Origin of the sequence: Dietzia timorensis, assembly GCF_020742175.1 — a bacterium.
Classification (GTDB): domain Bacteria; phylum Actinomycetota; class Actinomycetes; order Mycobacteriales; family Mycobacteriaceae; genus Dietzia; species Dietzia timorensis_A.
Genome location: NZ_DYXM01000097.1, coordinates 1 through 2983 on the forward strand (window position 1 = coordinate 1; position 2983 = coordinate 2983).

Genomic DNA, 2983 nt, shown 5'->3' on the forward strand with positions numbered 1-2983 from the left:
GCACGTCTTCGATTCCGCGATGGACCCCCGCACCCGGTGCTGGTCCCTGATGGCCGACGGCACGTGGAAGCGCCGGCCCGATAATCGGGACGAAGAGCGCGATCACCAGATGGAGCTTCTCGCCGAGCATGGAGGCCTGCGCGACTGATGTCGAAGAAGCATTCCAACGAGAACGAAAAGCCCGTGTCCTTCGACTCCGGCAAAACAGTGCTCGCCGCCGGTGCGGTGTTGTACCGCCTCACGGACACCGGTGATATCGAAGTCGCCGTCGTCCACCGACCGCGGTATGACGATTGGTCTCTACCGAAGGGAAAACTGGACCGCGGCGAGGCATTACCTGTGACGGCGAAGCGCGAGCTTCTCGAAGAGACCGGACACGAGTGCATTCTCGGCCAGTCTCTCGGCGAATCCAATTACCGGCTGAAGAACGGCGCATTCAAGCGCGTCTGGTACTGGGCCGCCCGCGAGACCGGCGGCGAGTTCGTCGCGTCCGACGAGTGCGACCGCATGGACTGGCTTTCGGTGTCCGACGCTGTCGAACGAGTCTCCTACGAACTTGATCAAAGTGTTCTCGCGACGTTCCGCTCCTCTGTCGCACCGCATGCCGACAGGTTGCGTCAGGTGGTTCTCATCCGTCACGCCCGCGCCGGTGACCGAAGCGACTGGAAGGGAGACGACGCTCGTCGTCCGCTGGACAAGAAGGGCCTACTCCAGGCCGAATATCTCGCTCCGCAGTTGCGGGCGTTCGGTGTCACCAACATCGTGACAGCAGAGCCCGACCGGTGTATCCAGACCGTCGCCCCGCTGGCCGAGGGATTGGGGATCACGCCGCGAGTCGACCATACGATTGGTGATATCGGGGCCTCGAAATCGCCGAAGTCCGCCGTCAAAACCTTGTTGTCCTTTGTCGACGACGGGGTGCCGGACGCATCGGGGACGATCACGGTGCTGTCGTCCCAGGGCACCGCGATTCCGCTCATACTCGAACGGCTTACCAAGGGCACCGACCTGGCTTCGCTGGATTTCTCCACGAAGAAGTCCGGACAGTGGACGCTCACCTTCGCCGATGGGAAGCTCGTCGACGCGGGCTATTTGCCGCGCCCCTTGCCGCTCAGCTGACCTCGCCGCAGGTGCGGTGAGCCGAAAAAGGGACGGCGGCGAAGAAATATTTCGCCACCGTCCCTTCGCGCAGGCGCCAGCCCTCGGCGCCATACCGTGCGTTACTTACCGGCGCCGCCTCGCTTGGCCGCCCGCTCGGCGCCCGAGGATCCACCGTCGTCCAACGCCGCGATCGGCTTCGAAGGAGCGACGATCCCGGCGCGGGGCTCGCCCGTGGTCCCGTCGCCGAATGCCTGATGCGAGCTTGTCCGCTTGGCAGCAAGGCGATCCTCGGGCAGGCTGTTCGTTCCCTGTACGACGGCCTTGAAGTACTGGCCGGGGCGGAAAACCGGGGTCATCGTCGGGGCGACCGGGATGCTTTCGCCGGTGTGGGGATTGCGCGCCACACGTGCCGCCCGTGCCCGCTTCTCGAAAATGCCGAACCCCATGAACGTTATGGACTCGCCAGACTCGACGGTCCGAACGATGATGTCGAGCGTATTTTCCAGCGCGTCGGTGGCGAGTTGCTGGTCCCCGCCAAGCCGATCCGCCAGGGCGTTGATGAACTCCGCCTTATTCATGAAACTGCCTCCGGGTGTGTATCGCCTTCCCACAAGAATGCGAACTCCGCGGGATACGAATAGTCGAAAGGCCGCAATGCGCACCACCGAGCGAGTGGATGAACCGGAAGGGATTCGTAAATCGTTCTCACGCCCGCCCGATATTCATTGCGTGCGTGCCCAAACCCTAACAGTCCAAACCGATTCCGCAACATGGTTGCACGGCGCCGTAACTTCGTTTGTCACAGTTGAATCTGCCCAATACCAGGCATTTACTTAGATTAGTTTATCTAAACATAGGCGGACTCGCCCACTAAAGCGGAAGTCTGGACGATTTTGTGTTCGGAGCCTTCACATTTAGAGCGTCTGCGGCTTGAACGAAGGCCGTTTCGACTCGAACTCCGTGATCGCCTCTTCCGTCCGAAGGGTCAGCCCGATGTCGTCCAGCCCCTCCATCAGCCGCCAGCGGGTGTAGTCATCGATCTCGAACGGAACGGTGACGTCATCGACACTCACCGTCCGGGTCTCGAGGTCCACCGTCATCTCGATACCCGGCTTCTCTTCGAGCACCTTCCACAGCAGTTCGACATCGTTCTGCTCGACCTGCGCCGCCACGAGGCCGGCCTTGCCCGCGTTGCCGCGGAAGATGTCGGCGAAGCGGGAGGAGATGACCACGCGGAAACCGAAATCCATCAACGCCCACACGGCGTGCTCGCGAGAGGACCCCGTGCCGAAGTCCGGGCCCGCGACGAGCACCGAGGCGAGCGAGTAGATCTCCTGGTTGAGCACGAAGTCCGGTTCCTTCGAGCGCCAGTTGGAAAATAGTCCGTCCTCGAAACCGGTACGGGTGACCCGCTTGAGGTACACGGCCGGGATGATCTGGTCGGTATCGACATTGGTACGACGCAGCGGCGCACCAACGCCCTTGTGGGTGATGATCGCTTCCATAATTCGATGCTCCCCTACGCGTGGATGTGTTCGAGATCGGCCGGTGCCGCGAGATGCCCCGTCACCGCGGATGCCGCGGCGACCGCGGGCGAGACGAGGTGGGTGCGGCCACCCTTGCCCTGGCGCCCCTCGAAGTTACGGTTCGAGGTCGACGCGCAGCGCTCTCCCGGCGCGAGCTGATCGGGATTCATTCCGAGGCACATCGAGCAGCCCGGCTGACGCCAATCCGCCCCGGCCTCGATGAAGATGCGGTCGAGCCCTTCGGCAATCGCCTGCTCCCGCACGCGGCCCGAGCCTGGCACGACCATCATGCGAACGCCTGGCGCAACGCTGCGCCCTTCCATCACCTCGGCGACCGCGCGCAGGTCCTCGATTCG

At 63.1% G+C, this 2983-nt stretch carries 3 protein-coding genes and 1 pseudogene; 1 reads left to right on the plus strand and 3 read right to left on the minus strand.

The window, feature by feature from the left end:
- The first annotated feature begins 147 nt into the window (after positions 1-147).
- A complete protein-coding gene (locus tag K8V11_RS05080; protein WP_303911355.1) occupies positions 148-1119 on the plus strand; it encodes a bifunctional NUDIX hydrolase/histidine phosphatase family protein in 972 nt (323 codons plus the stop codon).
- Positions 1120-1406: 287 nt separating this feature from the next.
- Here K8V11_RS05080 and K8V11_RS14650 read toward each other — a convergent pair.
- From K8V11_RS14650 to K8V11_RS05095, 3 genes and pseudogenes are all read right to left on the minus strand, one after another.
- Positions 1407-1679, minus strand: a pseudogene (locus K8V11_RS14650) (HU family DNA-binding protein); the annotation flags it as partial.
- 336 nt (positions 1680-2015) lie between these two features.
- Positions 2016-2606 (minus strand): 3-isopropylmalate dehydratase small subunit, encoded by a 591-nt coding sequence (gene leuD / locus K8V11_RS05090; RefSeq protein WP_303911357.1) that lies wholly within the window; start codon positions 2604-2606, stop codon positions 2016-2018.
- A 14-nt stretch (positions 2607-2620) separates the two neighbouring features.
- On the minus strand, positions 2621-2983 hold a 363-nt coding region (locus tag K8V11_RS05095), incomplete at its 5' end, for an aconitase family protein (protein ID WP_303911358.1).